14 protein-coding genes and 1 pseudogene are annotated in these 17,355 nt (G+C 64.5%); 4 read left to right on the top strand and 11 right to left on the bottom strand.

Annotated elements, in window-relative coordinates; all coding sequences use genetic code 11:
- Window positions 1-5: 5 nt before the first annotated feature.
- From W823_RS42900 to W823_RS42885, 4 genes and pseudogenes are all read right to left on the bottom strand, one after another.
- Window positions 6-1,963 (bottom strand): annotated as a pseudogene (locus W823_RS42900) (ABC transporter ATP-binding protein).
- Window positions 1,960-3,693: an ABC transporter ATP-binding protein gene (locus W823_RS42895; RefSeq protein ID WP_023958175.1), complete on the bottom strand. Its 1,734-nt coding sequence runs from the start codon at window positions 3,691-3,693 to the stop codon at window positions 1,960-1,962. Before W823_RS42895 ends, W823_RS42900 begins: the two are co-directional and overlap by 4 nt.
- Before the next feature lie 102 nt (window positions 3,694-3,795).
- Window positions 3,796-5,268 (bottom strand): FAD-binding oxidoreductase, encoded by a 1,473-nt coding sequence (locus W823_RS42890; RefSeq protein WP_023958173.1) that lies wholly within the window; start codon window positions 5,266-5,268, stop codon window positions 3,796-3,798.
- Window positions 5,269-5,399: 131 nt separating this feature from the next.
- Complete coding sequence (locus W823_RS42885; RefSeq protein ID WP_023958171.1) at window positions 5,400-5,771, bottom strand: cupin domain-containing protein; 372 nt, start codon at window positions 5,769-5,771, stop codon at window positions 5,400-5,402.
- A 93-nt stretch (window positions 5,772-5,864) separates the two neighbouring features.
- Here W823_RS42885 and W823_RS42880 point away from each other — a divergent pair, with 93 nt between their 5' ends.
- Window positions 5,865-6,308, top strand: coding sequence for a MarR family winged helix-turn-helix transcriptional regulator (locus W823_RS42880; RefSeq protein WP_031332289.1), 444 nt, complete (start codon window positions 5,865-5,867; stop codon window positions 6,306-6,308).
- On the opposite strand, the gene W823_RS42875 is transcribed toward W823_RS42880, so the two are convergent.
- From W823_RS42875 to W823_RS42850, 6 genes are all read right to left on the bottom strand, one after another.
- Window positions 6,309-7,172 (bottom strand): alpha/beta fold hydrolase, encoded by an 864-nt coding sequence (locus tag W823_RS42875; protein ID WP_023958167.1) that lies wholly within the window; start codon window positions 7,170-7,172, stop codon window positions 6,309-6,311.
- Window positions 7,173-7,369: 197 nt separating this feature from the next.
- On the bottom strand, window positions 7,370-8,437 hold the full coding sequence (locus W823_RS42870; protein ID WP_023958163.1) for an NAD-dependent epimerase/dehydratase family protein: 1,068 nt from the start codon (window positions 8,435-8,437) through the stop codon (window positions 7,370-7,372).
- Window positions 8,438-8,540: 103 nt separating this feature from the next.
- Window positions 8,541-10,124, bottom strand: coding sequence for an MDR family MFS transporter (locus tag W823_RS42865; RefSeq protein ID WP_152538058.1), 1,584 nt, complete (start codon window positions 10,122-10,124; stop codon window positions 8,541-8,543).
- Between the two features lie 45 nt (window positions 10,125-10,169).
- Entirely contained in the window at window positions 10,170-10,652 is a 483-nt protein-coding gene (locus W823_RS42860; RefSeq protein WP_235189520.1) for a MarR family winged helix-turn-helix transcriptional regulator, read from the bottom strand.
- A gap of 152 nt (window positions 10,653-10,804) precedes the next feature.
- Complete coding sequence (locus tag W823_RS42855; protein ID WP_023958157.1) at window positions 10,805-11,293, bottom strand: polyketide cyclase; 489 nt, start codon at window positions 11,291-11,293, stop codon at window positions 10,805-10,807.
- A 34-nt stretch (window positions 11,294-11,327) separates the two neighbouring features.
- Window positions 11,328-12,455, bottom strand: coding sequence for a mannan endo-1,4-beta-mannosidase (locus W823_RS42850; RefSeq protein WP_023958155.1), 1,128 nt, complete (start codon window positions 12,453-12,455; stop codon window positions 11,328-11,330).
- 158 nt (window positions 12,456-12,613) lie between these two features.
- Between W823_RS42850 and W823_RS42845 the strand changes: the two genes are divergently transcribed.
- Window positions 12,614-14,101, top strand: coding sequence for an NAD(P)/FAD-dependent oxidoreductase (locus W823_RS42845; protein WP_023958153.1), 1,488 nt, complete (start codon window positions 12,614-12,616; stop codon window positions 14,099-14,101).
- Here the strand turns inward: W823_RS42845 and W823_RS42840 are convergent, their stop codons facing one another.
- Window positions 14,102-15,343: an alpha/beta fold hydrolase gene (locus W823_RS42840; RefSeq protein WP_031332283.1), complete on the bottom strand. Its 1,242-nt coding sequence runs from the start codon at window positions 15,341-15,343 to the stop codon at window positions 14,102-14,104.
- Between the two features lie 130 nt (window positions 15,344-15,473).
- Here W823_RS42840 and W823_RS42835 point away from each other — a divergent pair, with 130 nt between their 5' ends.
- Window positions 15,474-16,928: an MFS transporter gene (locus tag W823_RS42835; protein WP_023958149.1), complete on the top strand. Its 1,455-nt coding sequence runs from the start codon at window positions 15,474-15,476 to the stop codon at window positions 16,926-16,928.
- 68 nt (window positions 16,929-16,996) lie between these two features.
- Window positions 16,997-17,281, top strand: coding sequence for a 4a-hydroxytetrahydrobiopterin dehydratase (locus tag W823_RS42830; RefSeq protein ID WP_023958147.1), 285 nt, complete (start codon window positions 16,997-16,999; stop codon window positions 17,279-17,281).
- Window positions 17,282-17,355 lie beyond the last annotated feature (74 nt).

Below are 17,355 nucleotides of genomic sequence, written 5' to 3'. Positions count from 1 at the left end.
GTCGATCAGCTCTTGGACATCTGCGGACTGTCGATGTCGTCGGCATCCATGGGCCCGACGAACTGACTGTTGTACAGCCGGTAGTACGCCCCCTGCGCCGCGAGGAGTTCGTCGTGCGAGCCCTGTTCGACGATCTGTCCCTGTTCCATCACCAGGATGGTGTCGGCATCGCGGACCGTGGAAAGTCGGTGCGCGATCACGAAACTGGTGCGGTCGGAGCGCAACGCGGCCATCGCCTTCTGGATCAGCAATTCGGTCCTGGTGTCCACCGAACTGGTCGCCTCGTCGAGGATGAGCAGGGTCGGCCGCGCCAGGAACGCCCGCGCAATTGTGATCAGCTGCTTTTCGCCTGCGCTGACACCGCCACCCTCCTCATCGATGACCGTGTCGTATCCGTCCGGCAAGATCCGCACGAAATGGTCGACGTGGCTGACCCGCGCCGCCTCCATGATCGCCTCGTCGTCGGCTTCGGGATCGCCGTACGCGATGTTGTCGCGAATCGTTCCGCCGAACAGCCACGAATCCTGCAGCACCATCCCGGTTCGTTCGCGAAGGTCATCCCGGGTCATCAACGATGTGTCCACGCCGTCGAGACTGATCGTTCCCGAATTGACGTCATAGAACCGCATGATCAGATTCACCAGGGTGGTCTTGCCCGCTCCCGTCGGCCCCACGATCGCGACCATGTGCCCGGGTTCGGCCACCAGCGACAGTTGCTCGATCAGCGGCCGATCCGGGGCGTAGCGGAAGGAGACGTCGTCGAACGTGATGCGGCCCTTGCTCGTTCCGGGGCTGATCGGTTCGGAGGGATCGGGTACCTGCTCGTCCGCGTCGAGGATGTCGAAGATGCGTTCGGCAGACGCGACACCGCTTTGCATGAGATTGAACATCGACCCGATCTGGGTCAGTGGCTGGGTGAACTGTCGCGAGTACTGGATGAAGGCCTGGACATCACCTAGGCTCAGCGAACCCGAGGCCACCCGCAGGCCGCCGACCACTGCGACTGCCACGTAGTTCAGATTTCCCAGGAACATGATCGCCGGCATGATGATTCCGGAGATGAACTGGGCCCGCCAGCTCGACTCGTAGAGCTTCTCGTTCCGGTCGTCGAACCTTGCCTCGACGTCGTCCTGCATGCCGAGGCCTTGATCACCTCGTGTCCGGTGAACGCTTCCTCGACCTGACCGTTGAGGCGTCCGGTGCTCGACCACTGCGCCAAGAAGTGCGGTTTGGAGCGTTTTGCCACAAGTGTTGTCACCATCACCGCGGCGGGGATCGTGACGATGGCGATCAGCGACAGCAGCGGTGAGATCCACAGCATCATCACGAGGATGGCGAGCACCATCAACACCGAGTTGAGCAACTGGGCGATTGTCTGCTGGAGACTTTGCGAGACGTTGTCGAGGTCGTTGGTCACCCGGCTCAGTAGGTCACCCCGCTGATTGCCGTCGAAGTAGCTCAGCGGCAGGCGGTGGATCTTGTTCTCGACATCCGAGCGCATCCCCTGCACGGTGCGCTGGGTGACGACGTTGAGCAGACGCCCCATCAGCCAGCTGAGCAACGAGGAACCCGCGTAGAGCCCCAGAACCAGTATCAGCACCCGGCCGACGGCGTCGAAATCGATTCCGACACCCGGCGTCAGGTCCATCGCCGCGACCATGTCGGCGAATGTCCCGTCGCCGTCTTGTCGTAGCGCCTCCACGGCCTCGGCCTTCGTTTCGCCTGCGGGCAGGCGGTCGGCGATCACCCCGGAGAAGATCAGATCTGTTGCATGGCCGAGCAACAACGGGCCCACAGCATTGAGGACCACCGACGCCACAGCGCAGAAGAGCACGGCCCACAACGCGATGCGATGGGCGGACAGCACCGCGATCAGCCGCTTCACCGAAGGACCGAAATCGCGCGCCTTCTCAGCGGGCATCGCACCCATCGACGGTCCGCCTCCGCCACCGGGGCGGGTCATCTCCGTCCCTCCACGGAGAGCTGGGATTCTGCGATCTCGATGTACGTGGGACAGTCGGCGAGCAGTTGCTCGTGTGTACCGATGCCGGCGACGGTTCCGCGATCGAGTACCACGATCTGGTCTGCGTCGGCGATGGTGGTGATGCGCTGGGCCACGATGATGACACAGGCGTCGCCGGTGGCAGGTTTGAGCGCTGCCCTCAGGCGTGCGTCCGTGCTCAGGTCCAACGCCGAGAACGAGTCGTCGAACAGATAGATGCTCGGCTTCCGGATGAGGGCGCGCGCGATCGCCAGCCGCTGACGCTGCCCCCCGGAGACCGTCGTTCCGCCCTGCGCAACCTTGGTCTCGAGCTGATCCGGCATGTCTCGCACGAAGTCTGCGGCCTGCGCAACGGTCAACGCCTCCCACATCTCGGCTTCGGTCGCGTCCTTCTTGCCGTACCGCAGGTTGGACGCGATCGTTCCCGAGAACAGATAGGGCTTCTGGGGAACGAGGCCAATCGATTCGCGCAAGACGGCGGGATCGAGCTCCCGTATGTCGGTGCCCCCGATGAGCACGGCACCATCGGTGACGTCGATCAGACGAGGCAGCAGCGCCACCAATGTGGTCTTACCCGAGCCGGTCGACCCGACCACAGCGGTGGTGGTGCCCGGCGCGGTTCGGAAGCTGATGTCGCGCAACACCGATTCGTCTGCCCCTGGGTACCTGAAGCACGCGGAGCGCACCTCCACGATGCCCGCCGAGGTACGCAGCGGCTTCGGGTCGGTGGGCGGTACCACCGATGTCTCGGTGTCGAGAACCTCGTAGATGCGCTCGGCACACACCGATGCTCGCGGCGCCATCATCGCGAGGAAGGAGGCCATCATGACCGCCATCAGGATCTGCATCACGTAGGCGATCATCGCGGTGAGTGCGCCGATCTGGACGTCGCCGTCTTCGATGAGGTGACCGCCGAACCAGATGATGAAGACGATGGTGACGTTGCTGATCAGCATCACCGACGGGAACATCAGTGCCATCAGTCGTCCGACCCGCAGTGCGGCATCGGTCAGGTCGTCGTTCGCGGCGGCGAATCGCCTGCGTTCGTGGGGTTCCCGCACGAAAGCGCGAACCACCCGGATCCCGGTGATCTGCTCGCGCAGGACGCGGTTGACCGTGTCGATGCGCTCCTGCATGGCACGGAAACCAGGCATCATCCGATAGATGATCACCGCCATGGTCACCCCGAGTATGGGGACCGCAACCACGAGAACCCACGCGAGTTGGCCCCCGACCCCGATCCCGAGGACGATGCCGCCGATACACATGATGGGGGCGGTGACCAAGATGGTGCAGGCCATCACGCCGAGCATCTGGACCTGCTGAACGTCGTTGGTCGTCCGCGTGATCAACGACGGCGCCCCGAATGCGCCGACCTCGCGCGCGGAGAAGCCGTCCACACGGTGCAGCAGGTCGTGCCGGATGTCGCGGCCGGCACCGAGTGACGCGCGTGCACCGAAGTACATCGACACGATCGATCCCAGGATCTGAATCAGTGAGACGACCACCATCACCGCCCCCACCCGCAGGATGTAGCCGGTATCGCCTTGCGCCACACCGTTGTCGATGATGTCGGCATTGAGGGTCGGCAGGTAGAGCATTGCCGCGGTGGCCACGAATTGGAGGATCACCACCGCACTGAGTTCGCGACGGTAGGCGCCCATGTAGGTACGCAGAAGGCGGGTCAGCATGGGGCAGTCACAGGTTCGACGGTATCAACTCCAGCTCAGCCCGGTCACACCATTAAGCAGCGGTGTAGGTCCGAGTCCGATTTGCGAACTCTGCTCAACTCGTCAGATGTCGAGGCCCGAGTACATCGTGCGCGCGGGGTCGTATTTGGTACGGACAGAGCGCAGCCGCGGCAGATTGGCACCGAAGTAGCGCGATGGTGTGACCCCGGATTCGATGTAGTTGACATAGGCACCCGCCGACGCCGCGCCGATCGTGCTGTGTGCACTTTTCACCCACGACGTCGGCGACAGATATGAAGCACCGGGGGCGACGTCGGTGAACCACTGCAGGCTCGCCGCGTGTGTACGCCACGGGAAGGCTGTGGCACCGGCAGCGATCCCGCTGATCGCACCGTCGAGCGGGTCGATGATCACCAGCCCGGGGCCGCCGGCCCTGGAACGGTTCCGCACCGCGGTGACGATCGCTGCAGCGATGGGGTCGGTGACCTGGGCGAGGATGTCGGACCCGGCGACAAATCCATGTCGCGGCGCGGTCGCGCCACCCGACAGCCGCAGGAACGTCGCCATCGGATCAAGCGTCGAGTAGTCGCTTCCACTCGGCACCACCCCGACGGCCGCCGAGATGTCGGCCGCGATGCGGCGGCCCGCGCCGGTTGCGCAGACAAGCAACACCGAACAGGTGGCGCCACCCCGTCGATCGGAACCGATGTTGACGTTCGCCCACGCCGACGGTTCGGCGACCGAAAGCCAGCGCCGCCACCCCGATATCACCGTGGCCGCCGACGCGGGTGGAAAGTTCATTGCCACAACATCTTTGCCAACCGATGGTGTGGTCCGGAAGGTCAGCGACGTGACGATCCCGAAGTTCCCGCCACCTCCGCCGCGCAGCGCCCAGTAGAGGTCGTCCCGCTCTCCTGGCGCAACGGTGACGGCTTCCCCGTTCGGCAACACCATCGTCGCGGCCACGAGGGAATCACAGGTGAGGCCGTGTAGCCGCGAGTCGACCCCGAGCCCTCCGCCGAGCGTGAGGCCGGCGACACCGACCGTTGCGCATGTTCCGACGGGAATCGACCGGCCTTGCTGGGCGAGACCGCCGGCCACGGCGTACAGCGTGCTCGCCGGCGTGACGGTGGCCAGGCCACTTCCCCCGTCATAGCCGATTCCTCCGTCGAGCCTGCGCAGATCCACCACCAACAACCCACTCGCTGCTGACGCACCGGTGTACGAATGCCCGCCGCTGCGCGTGGCCACTCGCAGCCTGTGCTTCACGGCAAAAGCCATACACCGCTGAACGTCGGCGACAGTTTTCGGCGCCACGACGGCCACCGGAGTCGATCCGTCGTAACGCGTGTTGAAGATCTGTTTGGCCTGCGTGAATGCGGCGCGTTGCGCGGGCAGGGTCACCTGGCCACTGATCGATGCCGCGAGCGCCGCCCAGTCCGACGACCGTGGGGCGGCCCAGGCTGTCCCGGTGCCACCCGCGACGGCAACTGCCAGACCGCCCACCAGAGTTCCCTGCAGCAGCCGTCGACGTGTGAGGTGCCAGGGGGCTGGTGATGGTTCGTCGAACGTCATGACAGGTGGTGCCTCTCGATCGCCCGACGACTGCGCCACAGACTATCCGCGATAGTGGGTTCACGTCATAGAACCATCAATCGGGAGGCCCGACGGACCAGGATCAGAAGGACCATCAAGTATTTGACGTCTCATTGAGCCCAGGGCGGTGTGATCACCGCACCGTCGGCGGTGGTCGCCTGCAGACCGGGCGTGGTGGTCACCCATGCTGTCGATTCGGTGGTGCCACCATCGATCCGCACCTCGGTCCCGGCCGGAACCACGATGACCGTGCCGGCGCCGGCCGGCTCCTGCACGCCGTCCAAACCGACCGTCAGTTCTCCGTCGAGCACGAGAAGGACCTCTTCCCGACTGGGTCTGTGCGCCACTCCGATCTGGCCGGCGGGAACCGTCAGCCTCCAGGCGCAGAGCTCTTTGCTCCCTCGCCGCGAACTGACATACGAGTGGAAGGTGCTCCCGTGTGCCGGGAACACCTCGGCGTCGTCGGGTTGGATGACCGGCATGCTCTCCTCCTGAGAATTGATAGACAAGTCACTTGACCATATAGACAAGCGTCTTGTCTGTCTATGCTCGACGCACTGGGTCATACTTCGACTGTGACCGATTCCGACTGGGCAACTGCAACGGCCGTGCTGCGAGTGTCCGCACAACTGGTGGATGACATCTCGGCCGGACTGGCGGAGCGGGGCTACCCCGATGTGCGACCCGTTCATGGGTTCGTGTTCGCGGAGTTGTCCGACAATGCCTCCACAGCAGCCGATCTCGCCACGGCGTTGCAGATCACAAAGCAGGCCGCGGCCCAACTGATCGTCTATCTGGTCGAGCGTGGTTATCTCGACAAACACCCGGACCCGAACGACCGTCGCGCTCAACTGGTGACACTGACACAACGCGGTCACGAGTGCATGGTCGCAGCCCGCGAATCCGCGGAGCGATGCGTTCAGGTATGGCGAGATGAGCTGCCGGACAGGGACTTCAAGGCACTGACCCGAGCCCTGGACGTCATTGCGGTACCGGGCAGACTCAAACCGAGCTGGTGATCAGCTGGTCGTGCGCGTCCGAGCCTCCGGCACGGCGAGGAAGTCTTCGAGGATGGCGACGACCTGATCGGGGCTTTCTGCGTGAGGGTAGTGACCGACGCCGTTGAGAACCTCGAGTCGACTGCCCGGAATCGCTTCGTGGGCCGCGTAGCCGTGCGACACCGGGATGATCTTGTCTGTATCGCCCCAGATGAGGAGCGTGGGCAGGGCGGAGTTCAGGTACAACCGGTTCAGGGCGCTCACCGCCTGACCGCGATAGTCCACCACCGACCGCAGAGTCCTCAAGAACGCCTGCCGCGTCTCGCGATCGCCGAGCGAAGAGTATGCGCGCCACGTTTCGTCCGCCCGCGGCGAGTGCACGCCGGCTGACGCGAACCACGAGCGAATCTTGTTGCCTGCCCGAAGAACTGGTTGCGGCGCAATCACCGGGAGCACGAACTCGGCCCCAGGAGCCGAGAGCACCCGCAGGGTCCAGTTCACGTCGGGTCCCAGTCCACCGCTGCCGATCAAGACCAGGCGCTCGCAATACTCCGGATGTTGATAGGTGAACTGCATGGCCACCCCACCGCCGAGCGACTGCCCGACCACCGTCACCCGATCGATCCCCAATTCCCGCAGCAGGTCACGGAGGAACGCGGCGAACGCACCCAGCGAGTAGTCGCCGCGCGGTTTCGACGATTGCCCATGACCGGGCAGATCCGGTGCGATGACCCGGTGTCTCGCGGCAAGGGACGGAAGTACCGCATTCCACGTCTCCGAACTCCCCGCCATCCCGTGGATCAGCAGGAGAACCTCCGAACCGCTCCCCTCGTCCCGATATGCGACATGGTCGCCGTGCAGATCCACGTATTTCAGTGCAGTCATTGAAGGATTTCCTGTCGCGATAGAGCCAGGGACTCGAAGCGGTCGGCGTCGATCGACGTGCCGATACCGTTCGGCAGTACGCGCGGCATCGTGCCGCAATCCATCACCACGATGATGCCCCCTGACAGAGGCCCAATCTACGCGGTGGGGGTCCACTCCCGCTTGTGATCACCGATCACGGACGCATACTGCGTCCGTCACCGATCGCGCCTGCCGACCCCCTGCGAGAGTTCCGCGATCCTCCGGGCAGGCCCGTCCGGCGCCAACGGTTCGGTATCCATACCCGAACCCTCCCGGACTCCTTCGATGAACTCCTCCAACGCATCCTTCGCGGTGTAGCGCGGGGACCAGCCGAGCTCTCGTCGTGCGCGAGTGATGTCCATCAGGGGAATTCGTAAGACGGTGTCGAACAGGCCAGGTGAGGCGGGGATGACATGGGCGTGCCACGCTGCCCATACCCCCGCACGCAGCAACGACGCCGGCGCAGGGATCGAACGCGCCCCGAGCATCTTCGCCAGGTACTTGGCGTCCACCTTCTCGTCGGTCGCGAGATTGAATGCCCCGCGGACCGGCCGGACGGTCGCCTCGGCAAATGCCTCGCCCACATCCGCGCTGTGCAACGCCTGGAACGACAGCCCCGGCGTCCTCGGAACCACGGGGATCAAGGCGCTGCGGACCAGCTGCCGCGGAAGGAACGGCCCGACGAAGAGACGCCGTTGGGCCGTGGATGCCTCGCGTTTGAAGATGAAACCAGGCCGCATCCTCACGACCCGCATCTCGGGGTTGTTGTGCTCGAAGCCGTCCAGCCACCGCTCGAGATACGCCTTCTCCCGCGGATAGGCAGCACCCGGCCAGCCGTTGGTCGGCCAGCTCTCGTCGACGGGGGTGTCCTTCGGGCCAGGCGAGTAGGCGGCGACCGAGGATGAGTACACAACAGCCGGCACATCCTCGGCCGCGGCGGCCTCGAACACCCGGATCGCGCCGCCGACGTTGTTCTCCCATGTCGACACGGGGTCATGGGTGGGTTGAAAGATCCACGCGAGATGGACGACAACGTCTGCGCCACGAAAAAGAGGCCGCAGATCGTCCTGTCCCGTATCGGCAACGAGGAACTCGGTTTTCGGGTAACGGAGACCGGTCGGGCGGCGTGCGATGGCGCGGATGGACGTCACCTCCGGCCGGGAACCCAGGGCTTCGATGACGCTCGTGCCCACATTTCCCGTCGCTCCGGTGACCACCACGGTCAGTGGTTGTGTCTCGCTCATCTTCTCCGGGTACCCAGGGGTCCCCGGCTCGACACCATCAGACGGCGGAACCCCGCGCACGGCATCGTGCACGGGGTCCCTCGGCCCAGACCGGGTAGGTGCATCAGACCTTGACGGTGGCCCGGGTGTTGTCGTTCCGATCGGGCGACTCGGAGTCGCCGAACTTTTCGGGTTCGGTCCCGTCGGGTGTCGAGTCGAGATCGATCGTCCGGCGCAGCGGCCGGTTGGGCAGGAACGACACCGCGATCAGCGCAACCACCGCTGCCGCAGCTGCGATCAGGAAGATCCGCCCTGTTGCGTCACCGTAGGCGGCGCGGACGATTGATTCGACCGGGCCCGGCAGCGAGTCGAGGTCGAGGTTGCCGCCGGAGGCGCCGCCTGTGATCCCGAGCCGAGCAAGGCCGCCCGACGAGAGGTCCGCTACGCGAGTGGCCAGTACCGACCCGAGGACCGAGACGCCGATTGCGCCGCCGAAGGTCCGGAAGAACGCCACATTGCTCGAGGCAGCCCCGATGTCGTGAACGCTGACCGTGTTCTGGACCACCAGCACGAGGTTCTGCATCAGCATGCCCGTGCCGAGCCCGACGATCAGGGTGAAGATGCTCACCCACCAGAGGTTGGTCGCGTGGTCGATCGTCCCCAGCAGAGCGAAGCCGACGATGAGCAGGGCCGAACCGGTCACCATGAACACCTTCCACTTGCCGAACCGGCTGATCAGTTGACCCGATCCCACCGACGCGATCAGCATTCCGATGACAAGCGGAATCGAGAGCATGCCGGCGATGGTCGGCGAGAAACCGCGCGCGGTCTGGAAGTACTGGCCGAGGAACGTCGTCGAACCGAACATCCCCAGTCCCACTGCGATGGACGCGATGATGGCGAGTCCGGTGGTGCGCTCGGTCACGATCTTGAGCGGGATGATCGGCGCTTTGACACGCGATTCCACCAGCACGGTGGCCACCAGCAGAAGCAGTCCGCCACCGACATACATCGCGGACTCTCGGGAGATCCAGTCGTAGTACCCGGCTTTGCCCGCGAAGGAGACCCAGATCAACAGCACGGAAACGCCTGCGGTCAGCAAGGTGGCCCCCAGCCAGTCGATGGAGATGTTCTCGGCGCGCTCGGTCTTGATCCGGAGGGTCTTCTGCAGCAGGAACAGGGCGATCACTGCCAGTGGCACGCAGACGAAGAAGCACCAGCGCCAGCCGAGTGGGCTGTCGACGATGACGCCGCCCAGGATGGGCCCGCCGGACATCGAGACGGCCATGGTGGCGCCCATGTATCCGGAGTACCGGCCGCGCTCACGGGGAGACACGATGCTGCCGATGATTGCGACGACCAACGCGGTAAGACCACCCATTCCGATTCCCTGGACAACGCGGGCCGCGAGGAGAATCGGCACATTGTGCGCCAAGCCGGCGATGATCGACCCGACCACGAAGATGATGATCGCGCTCTGGACAAGCATCTTCTTGCTGAAGATGTCGGCCAGCTTGCCCCAGATCGGCGTCGACGCCGCGTTGGCGAGCAGGGCGGTGGTGATCACCCAGGCGTAGGCCGTCTGCGACCCCTTCAGATCGCCGATGATCGTCGGCAGGGCGGTGGCGACGATCGTTGTGCTCAGCAAAGCGGTGAACAACGCTGCGAGCAGCCCGATCATCGCCTCGAGGATTTCGCGGTGGGACATCGCGTATGGATCGTGCTTCGCCACCGCCTCGGTTGAACTTGACATCTACTTCCCGTCTTTCCCTGTAATCGTTTTCTGCGCCGGCCGATCGGCCCGGTGCGCGTGTCTGGTCAATGAACCTCTGAGTTTGCGAAAGGCGCTGCCGGCCGCTTGCGCGTCCGCTTCGTCCCAGTCGTCGAGTGCGGTCTGTAACGACTCGGCACGCGCAGCCCTCGTTCGACCGAGGAGCTCGCGACCCGCACTCGTCGTCAGCAACTGCGTGGCCCGCCCGTCACCGGGGTCCGGACGGCGAGCGACGTATCCCTCGGCGACCAACTCGGCCACGTGCCGACTCAACGCGGACTGACTGATGCACAGATCCGACGCCAACTCGTTCTGGCGACACTGCCCTCGTGCCTCCAGGGCCATGAGCACACCGAGACCACCTGGCAATGTCGGCCCTTCGTCCGTGGACGCGACAGCGCCGCGAAAAGCGCGACCCATCAGGTACAGCTCCTCGATCAATTGGCTCGCTGTTCCTGACGACACCGACACGACGACTTCTCCCTCATATAATTGATTGCACTACACAACTTATATAAGTTACATGCGGCAATCAACTATTCCCGGCACGCAGAATCCGCACTCCATGGCTGGGACGCGGCCGGGCGGCGTGGCCGGAACCCCTAGAACGACAAGTGCTATTTCGGCGAGGCCAGCGGGTATCCGCGGCGCACAGTCCTGTCGAGAATGCCGAGCGTACTGCGCAACGCCGTGGCGGAGATCACCGGGAAGATGCCCTTGGCGCGCCAGTCGGGGTGGATGTTCGACCAGTCGTAGAACGACACAACCCGCGTGCCACTCTCGCCATCAGGGTGCAACTCATATCCGTAGATATGCCCGATCTGCGGTCGCAGCCGGCCCTTGATGGTCCAGGAGATCTGCCGACCGGGCTCGAACGTCTCGATGATGACCGAGACGTCGTACTCCCCCATAGGTACATCCCCCAAGGCTTCGCGGTCCATGTGGACGACAAACGTGTCCCCTGACGCCGTCACACGCTCACCGGTTGCACTCATCAGCATCCCGGACGCGTCGATCGCAACATGACCTTGCGGGTCGGTGAGCACCGCGAAGATGTCGTCAACGTGAGCCGGGATGACCCGTTCGGCCTGCAGTCGTTCATTCATCGACGCACGGTAGCGCGTTATGCGTGCCACATGGTCAGGGTCCGACCGTGTTGAGTTCGGCGACCAGGTCGAAAGCGGGGTCATCTGGCCCGATGTCGAACGTGCATTGCTGCTCGCGCGGATCTGGCACGAAGGCCCAGAACAGCGCTCCCGCAGTACCAGCGGCGCGTTGGCCGTCGATTTTGGTCTCGAAGTCGTCCACCCGATCCTCACGGGTGCCGCACGACCCGGCGTTCTGCCCGATCTCGGCGACCACCAGTGGCTTCCCGACCGCCTGGGCCTGCACGATGTGGGTGGCGAGGCCATTCCACACGTCGCCGGGCAGCGGCACGCCGTCAGCGCCGTAGTCGTGGTACTCGAGCACGTCGACGTGGGGTGAAGCCCCCAGCAGCTGATAGTCACCGCCGGCCGACCCACATTGCCCGCCACCGAGCAGGCCCGCCCAGATCGGGGTGGACGGATCCGCTGCCCGAACCTTGGCGCCGGCTTGGTCGAAGAAGTTCCGCAGGATCTGACCCGAGTCGGACGGGCACGTCCGGTTCTGCCAACTACACGCAGAATCGCCGCACAGACTCGTCTCGGGTTCGCCGACCAGTTCCCAACCGGCCAGCGCAGGCGACGACTTCCACCGGTTGACCGCTGTGGTCACCCATTGATCGAACCGTAGGGGCGCCCCTGCTGGGACCAGGGTCTTCCAGCCGGACGTGTACCAGCTCCGACCCTTGAACAACACGTCTTCGCAGGCACCGTCGCCACCGGTGAAGACCGGCACGAGCATCTGGTCATGGGCTTCGGCCGCGGCGAACACTGCGTCCATCGGCCCGAAGTCGAGCTCGCCCGTGAACTTGTTGACCGCCAGACGCTGGAAAGCGTTGAAGCGCGTGAGGGAGTTGGGCTCGAGCGACGAGAAGTAGGAGTCGAGGTCGACCATCGCGCCGCAACCCTGGTTCACCGACCAATCGGTCGCGAGCTGGTAGGCGTTGAAACCGCTCGGCCACCATGGCGATCCATCGAGCTCGAGACCGTCCGCCGTCGCCTCCACCCTGTTCGGCCCGGCCGCTTCTGCGGACCCGGCCTGCGCCCACTGGGTCGACCCGACACCGACCAGCAGGATCATGGCCAATGCGAAGAAGTAGTACGTACGATGCGTGGTGCGTTGCATGTGATGGAGAGCCTGTCCTCGTTTTGACCGTGACGCTCATAGTTGCACAGCTTCGTGAACGAGGAAACTGCTTCGCAAAGGAAACAGCGAGAACGCGACCGTCCCTCAAAAGACACGGTGACCTGCGCGATCGCCGCCGGCACGACCGAAGAGGACCGATGACCCTGTCAGATCACATAGATGTCTTGATCATCGGAGCGGGACTCTCAGGAGTCGGCGCCGCCTGCCACGTGCGGGAGAAGTTCCCCGACCGGAGCATCGCGATCCTGGAGAGCCGGCCCCGCATCGGCGGTACATGGGACCTGTTCAAGTACCCCGGGATCCGGTCCGATTCGGACATGTTCACCCTCGGATACAAGTTCCGGCCCTGGGTGGGTGACAACGCGATCGCAGACGGCCCCTCCATCCTGGAATACGTCCGGGCAACAGCCGCCGAATACGGGATCGATGAGACGATCCGGTTCAACCGCCGGGCCGTGCGTGCGGAATGGTCGAGCAGCGAACAGCTCTGGAGGGTTCACATCGAGCGCACCGACGTGGGCGCCGAAACCCAGACCGAGACCATCTCCGCCAACTTCCTGATGTCCTGTAGCGGCTACTACCGCTACGACGAGGGCTACACACCAGACTTCCCCGCGATCGAGAAGTTCGCCGGGACCATCGTGCATCCGCAGCATTGGCCAACCGACCTCGACTACACCGACAAGCGGGTGGTGATCATCGGCAGCGGGGCCACCGCAGTCACCTTGGCGCCGTCGATGGCCCCCGAAGCCGCCCACGTCACCATGCTCCAGCGCTCGCCGTCCTACGTCATCTCCATTCCCAAGCAGGATGCCATTGCGAACAGACTGCGCAAACTACTTCCCGCGAAATGGGCCTACGCTGCCGCGCGCGGCAAGGGAATCGCCGTCTCCACCGCCATCTATCAACTGTGTCAACGTTATCCACAGTTCATGAAGAAGCAGATCCGGTCATGGCAAGAGCGGCAACTGCCAGATTTCGACATCGACACCCACTTCGCCCCGCGCTACAACCCCTGGGATCAGCGCTTGTGCCTCGTGCCCGACAGCGACCTGTTCCGCGCCATCAGAAAAGGGTCGGTGTCCATGGCCACCGACCGGATCGCCACGTTCACCGAAAGCGGCATCGAGCTGGAATCCGGCGACCATCTCGACGCCGACATCATCGTCACGGCCACCGGCCTCAATCTGCTCGCCCTGGGCGGGCTCACGTTCGTGGTCGACGGGGAGGAAGTCGACCTCACCGACACGATGACCTACAAGGGCATGATGCTCAGCGGCATCCCCAACTTCTTCTACGTTGTCGGGTACACGAACGCATCGTGGACCTTGAAGGCAGACCTGGTGTGCGAGTACATGTGTCGCCTGCTCCAACACATGGACGCCAACGGATACGGCGAAAGCGTGCCGGTGAAGGACCCGTCCGTACAGGAGGAACCGTTCCTCGATTTCGCTGCCGGATACGTTCTGCGTTCGGTCGACTCGTTTCCACACCAGGGTTCACGTGCTCCCTGGAGGCTGCGGATGAACTACTACCGCGATGTCCTCACCTTGCGCCACGGCACGGTTGCGGACGCCCCGATGAGGTTCCGGGAGCGCAGCGCTTCCCTGACGTCGGCCGGCTGATCAGCCGACCGGTGTCGACTTCTCCCGTAGCCGCGTCGCCAGCCACTCGTAGACGGCTTCGTTGTTGAGCAGGGTGAAGTGGTGGGCCGACCCGAGATGCATCCCGTCGTCGTCACGAAAACCGATGTCGCGCAGCTTGTCCCGGCCGCGGGCACTGACATGCAACACCAAACCGTCACCGAGGTAGCGACCGAGCAGGTGTTCTGGGTCTCGGGTGATCGAGGCCGAGACAAAACTGTGCTCGGCATCGGCGAGCAACGGAACCTCCGCGATGGCTGCCTGGCGCAAGGCATCGAGGTCTCGGCCCGTCCAGTCCTCGTCCACCAGCGAACCGGCGTACAGGTCCCGGATCCCGGCGCTGCGCCTGTGTAGCAGCCTGCCGATCGGACGGGACTCGGGCAGCAGCTGCAACAGCGCGGTGGCGGTGTGTACGGACCTCGCCAACGGGGCCCCCAGGTGCGGAGATCCGAGACAGACGATGTGGCGGACCTTTCCGGCCCACTCAGCCCCGACGAGGGAGGCCCCGTGACAGGCGCTACGTGCCACGAGACCACCCATCGAGTGGCCGACCAGCACGATCTCCTCCACGGGTACAGGCCAGTTCCTCACCACGTCCTCGATGAGCGCGGCGAATTCACGGCCGTTCTCGGAGATGTGCCTACCCGTGTTGTAACGCACCTGCAGTTCGCTGAAGCCGAGCTCCGCGGACAATCTGGCCCCATACGTCGGCCTGCCGCCGATACCCCAGGCGACTTCGGTCTCCATCAGTCCGTGCGTGAAGAAGACCAGCTTGGGCGTCGCATGAGGATACGCTTTCGACAGGGATTCCTTGTCCGCGTGCTGAATTCGCCCGTCGACCCGAAGCGACGTCGGCGTGGCCAGTGGCGAATCCTGTTCGGCGAGCGCGTCGCCGATCAAACCGGTAAGCGCACCGAGCGCGATCGCACCGCGTCTCGTCTCCGAGGGCACCCGCCCACGTCCGTCGACCGTCCGTGATGCCACCTGCGCTGCCACCTCACAGGCAACGGCGATGGATCGATATGTCCCATCGGCGATCGCATTGTGAATGATTCGCGACGGTGCCGCCCAGGGGCCGACACCGAGCTGCACCCCCGAGAACACGCGGTCGGAGATCGCCCGGTGCACGGTACCCACGCCGGTCACCGCCTTCCCCACCTCTTCGAAGGCGAGTTCCGCCAGGGCGCGAACCTCGTCTTGCCGCGAGCCATCCACATCGATCATGCATTCAGTGTACAACCGTGCACTGAGACGTGCGACTGCGGCGACTGCTTTCTGACACCGCCGTGCACACCGGCTACCGTCCGACCATGGGATTGCACCGTTCCGCACCGACTCGAGGGTGGCGATGGAGGTGAGCGCCGCGACGCCCACCTCCAGGCCCACGCCCGGTCCCGTCCTGGTTGTCGCGATCCTCGCGTCTTTTGTCGCGTTCCTCGACGGATCGGTGGTGAACCTCGCCCTTCCCGCCATCTCGGACGACCTGGGAGGTGGGCTGAGCACACAGCAGTGGGTGGTCGACTCATACCTCCTCACCCTGGGCGCACTGATACTGGTGGCCGGCGCGATCTCTGATGCGTTCGGGCGCTTGCCGATGCTCCGGATCGGGCTCGTGATCTTCGGCCTGGCATCCGTCGCGTGCGCGGCTGCGCCGACCGACCTCGTCCTGATCATCGCCCGCGGGCTGCAAGGTGTGGGAGCGGCCCTTCTGGTGCCCAGTTCGCTCGCACTGATCAACTCGGCGTTCACCCCGGACGACCAGCCCAAGGCGATCGGTACATGGACCGCATGGACGGGCACGGCCTTTGTGATCGGTCCACTCCTCGGTGGTGTACTCGTCGACACGTTGAACTGGCGGTGGATCTTTGCCGTCAACGTCGTGCCGGTGGCGATCACCCTGGTGCTGTCGATGCGGCTCGTCGAACCGGCTCGGACGACGCCGCGCGAACGCATCGACGTACCAGGCGCAGTGCTGACGGCCGGGGGTCTCGCCGGAACCGTCTACGCCCTCATCGAGCAGCAACGTCTCGGTCTGAGCAACCCCGCCGTGGCTGCAGCCTTGGCACTCGGACTGTTGTGCCTGGCCGGGCTGGGCTGGCGCGAAACGCACACCGACCATCCGATGATCCCAGCGAAAATGTTCGCGGTCAGGAACTTCGGTATCGGCAATCTCTCGACGACGTTCATCTACGCCGGATTGTCGATGGGCACGCTGGTGACGGCTCTGTTCCTGCAAGAGGTCGCGGGCTTCTCGGCATTGATGGCCGGGCTCGCGACGTTGCCGGTCCCGCTGCTCTCGTTCTTCATCGCCCGGCCGGTGGGAGCGCTGTCGGCACGATACGGGCCCCGCGTGTTCATGGCGTCCGGACCGATCGTCGCCGGATGCGGTTACCTGCTCATGCTCACCACTGTCGACGATTTCGATTTCTGGACACAGATGCTCCCCGGGCTCGTGCTCTTCGGGCTCGGCCTGTCGATCACCGTCACGCCGCTGACCTCGGCCGTCCTCGCATCGATCGATCGGCAACACAGCGGGATCGGCTCGGCGTTGAACAACGCGATCTCACGGATCGCCGGACTGATCGCTGTTGCCTGCACCGGGATCATCGTGGGCGGCACGCTGGACACCGCGTCATTCCACCGTGTTCTGGTGGTGACCGCGGCCCTGTTCATCGTCGGCGGCGTGGTGGCGGGCATCGGTATCCGCAATCACGGACACCATCCCGAACAGGTCGCGGTGACAGCGGCCGCACAGTGCTGTGATCGCTCGACCACTCCCCCTGACGTCCGGCCGGTCGTCGGCCGGTGACCGGCGGATATCCACCGATGCGCCGATGACGATTGTAGCGATGGCCTGATGGTGGGAACATCGGGACAATGACCGCATTGCTGACGGAATCCAACATCACCGCCGCACTCGCCGATCTACCCAAATGGCAACGTAAGGGCCAATCGTTGACTCAGACGATCGATTGCCCGGACTTTCCGGCGGCGATCGCATTGGTCAATCGGGTGGCCGAGGCCGCGGAAGAGGCCAACCATCACCCCGATATGGATATCCGTTGGCGCACAGTGACTTTTACCCTCAGCACGCATTCGGCGGGCGGAATCACGAGCCTCGACGTGATGTTGGCACAGCGAATAGACAACCTGGCTCCCTGACCCGGTCGGCGGTCCCGACGAGCGAGTCCGTATCGAAGACACCGCCGGGCGAGCCTGCGCGGCCCGCCCGGCGG

This window comes from Williamsia sp. D3, assembly GCF_000506245.1.
In the GTDB taxonomy this organism is placed as follows: Bacteria; Actinomycetota; Actinomycetes; order Mycobacteriales; family Mycobacteriaceae; genus Williamsia; species Williamsia muralis.
This window is presented reverse-complemented; position numbering and strand designations above follow the sequence as displayed.